Raw genomic sequence first — 3,065 nt, forward strand, 5'->3', positions numbered from 1 at the left:
GGATGTGCTCACGAGTCTGCGGCATCGGGCCGTCAGTCGCAGCAACAACCAGGATCGCGCCATCCATCTGAGCAGCACCGGTGATCATGTTTTTAACATAGTCGGCGTGGCCCGGGCAGTCTACGTGTGCGTAGTGGCGAGTCGGGGTGTCATATTCAACGTGGGAAGTGTTGATGGTGATACCACGAGCTTTTTCTTCCGGTGCGTTATCGATCTGGTCGAATGCACGAGCAGAACCACCGTAGGTTTTAGCCAGAACGGTAGTGATTGCAGCGGTCAGAGTAGTTTTACCATGGTCAACGTGGCCGATAGTACCGACGTTGACGTGCGGTTTTGTACGTTCAAATTTTTCTTTAGACACGGCTATATTCCTTACTATAGCGCTCTCCCCTTCAGGAGAGAGCACGGGATTTTGGTTTTACCCTACGGCTTATTTACCACGGGCTTCGATTACGGCCTGAGCAACGTTGTTCGGCGCGTCATCATACTTCAGGAACTCCATGGAGTAAGAAGCACGACCTTTGGTCAGGGAACGCAGCTGAGTTGCATATCCGAACATTTCAGACAGCGGAACTTCAGCGTGAATCACAACGCCAGTAACGTTGGATTCTTGACCACGCAGCATACCACGACGACGGCTAAGGTCACCGATGACGTCACCAGTGTTCTCTTCCGGAGTTTCTACTTCAACCTTCATGATCGGCTCAAGCAGAACTGGTTTCGCTTTCTTAAAGCCATCTTTAAAGGCAAGAGAAGCGGCCAGTTTAAACGCCAGTTCAGAGGAGTCAACGTCGTGGTAAGAACCGAAGTGCAGACGCACACCGAGATCAACTACCGGGTAACCAGCCAGCGGACCAGCTTTCAGCTGTTCCTGGATACCTTTATCAACGGCAGGGATGTATTCGCCAGGAATTACACCACCTTTGATGTCGTTGACGAACTCGTATCCTTTCGGATTTGAGCCCGGCTCCAGCGGGTACATGTCGATCACAACGTGACCATACTGACCGCGACCACCAGACTGCTTAGCGTGTTTACCTTCGATATCGGTAACTTTAGCGCGAATTGCTTCGCGGTAAGCAACCTGAGGTTTACCGACGTTCGCTTCAACGTTGAATTCACGCTTCATGCGGTCAACGATGATGTCGAGGTGCAGTTCACCCATACCGGCGATAATGGTCTGGTTAGATTCTTCGTCAGTCCATACGCGGAAAGACGGGTCTTCTTTAGCCAGACGGCCCAGAGCCAGACCCATTTTTTCCTGGTCAGCTTTGGTTTTCGGTTCTACAGCGATGGAGATTACCGGCTCAGGGAATTCCATACGCTCCAGGATGATCGGCGCATCTGGGTTACACAGGGTGTCACCAGTAGTTACGTCTTTCAGACCGATTGCAGCAGCGATGTCGCCCGCACGAACTTCTTTGATCTCTTCACGTTTGTTGGCGTGCATCTGAACGATACGGCCAAAACGCTCACGTGCAGATTTCACGGAGTTCAGGATGGTATCACCAGAGTTAACCACACCGGAATACACGCGGAAGAAGGTCAGGTTACCCACGAACGGGTCGGTAGCGATTTTGAATGCCAGAGCAGCAAACGGCTCTTCATCGCTAGCGTGACGTTCAGCCGGAGTATCTTTACCGTCGTCCAGAATACCGTTGATCGCAGGTACGTCAACCGGGGATGGCAGGTAGTCAACTACCGCATCCAGCATCGCCTGAACACCTTTGTTCTTGAACGCAGAACCACAGGTTACCAGGATGATTTCGTTGTTCAGAACGCGCTGACGCAGAGCTTTCTTGATCTCTTCTTCAGTCAGTTCTTCACCACCCAGGTATTTTTCCATCAGCTCTTCTGAAGCTTCCGCTGCGGACTCGATCAGGTTCTGGTGCCATTCTTCGGCCAGGTCCTGCATGTCAGCTGGGATATCTTCATAGGTGAAGGTTACGCCTGCGTCTTCTTCGTTCCAGTTGATGGCTTTCATTTTCACTAGGTCAACAACACCGGTGAAACCTTCTTCAGCACCAATCGCCAGCTGCAGCGGAACCGGGTTCGCGCCCAGACGGGATTTGATCTGACCAACAACTTTCAGGAAGTTCGCACCCATACGGTCCATTTTGTTAACGAACGCGATACGTGGAACTTTATATTTGTTTGCCTGGCGCCATACGGTTTCAGACTGTGGCTGAACACCACCAACTGCGCAGTAAACCATTACTGCACCATCAAGCACACGCATGGAACGTTCAACTTCGATAGTGAAGTCAACGTGCCCCGGGGTGTCGATGATGTTAACGCGGTGCGGTTCATACTGCTTAGCCATACCAGACCAGAATGCAGTAGTCGCTGCGGAGGTGATAGTAATACCACGCTCCTGCTCCTGCTCCATCCAGTCCATGGTTGCTGCGCCGTCATGAACTTCACCGATTTTGTGGTTTACACCGGTGTAGAACAGAATACGTTCGGTAGTAGTGGTTTTACCGGCGTCGATGTGCGCACTGATACCGATATTACGGTAGCGTGCGATGGGTGTTGTACGAGCCATTTGATTCCTCGTTTGTTTCTTTAGGCGTTCAGTTAAGTTATCCAAAACGGGCGACTTATCTGAAGCGCCCGTCTGGTGACTATGACTCCGAAGGGATTACCAACGGTAGTGAGCGAACGCCTTGTTGGCTTCTGCCATACGGTGAACGTCTTCACGTTTCTTAACTGCAGTACCTTTGTTGTCTGCAGCATCAGAAAGTTCGTTCGCCAGACGCAGAGCCATGGATTTATCACCACGTTTACGAGCAGCTTCAACGATCCAACGCATTGCCAGAGCATTACGACGAACCGGACGGACTTCAACTGGAACCTGATAAGTAGAACCACCAACGCGGCGGGACTTAACTTCTACAGTCGGGCGAACGTTGTCGAGAGCGACTTCGAAAGCTTCCAGTTCATTTTTACCAGAACGCTGAGCCAGGGTCTCCAGCGCGCTGTATACGATAGCTTCTGCAGTAGATTTTTTACCATCTACCATCAGGATATTTACAAATTTTGCCAGCAGTTCTGATCCGAACTTA

At 51.1% G+C, this 3,065-nt stretch carries 3 protein-coding genes; all 3 read right to left on the minus strand.

Annotated elements, in window-relative coordinates; all coding sequences use genetic code 11:
- Positions 1 to 361, minus strand: a 361-nt coding sequence (locus GO007_RS26785) for a GTP-binding protein (RefSeq protein WP_173018271.1), incomplete at its 3' end; no start/stop codon positions are given.
- A gap of 69 nt (positions 362 to 430) precedes the next feature.
- The gene (fusA, locus tag GO007_RS26790; protein WP_095105228.1) at positions 431 to 2,545 is read right to left on the minus strand and encodes an elongation factor G; all 2,115 of its coding nucleotides are present in this window, start codon (positions 2,543 to 2,545) and stop codon (positions 431 to 433) included.
- A 96-nt stretch (positions 2,546 to 2,641) separates the two neighbouring features.
- Positions 2,642 to 3,065: 30S ribosomal protein S7 (gene rpsG / locus GO007_RS26795; RefSeq protein WP_095105229.1), on the minus strand; the 424-nt coding region annotated here is incomplete at its 5' end.

Source organism: Klebsiella sp. 10-1, from assembly GCF_009758445.1.
GTDB classification, from domain to species: domain Bacteria; phylum Pseudomonadota; class Gammaproteobacteria; order Enterobacterales; family Enterobacteriaceae; genus Klebsiella; species Klebsiella scottii.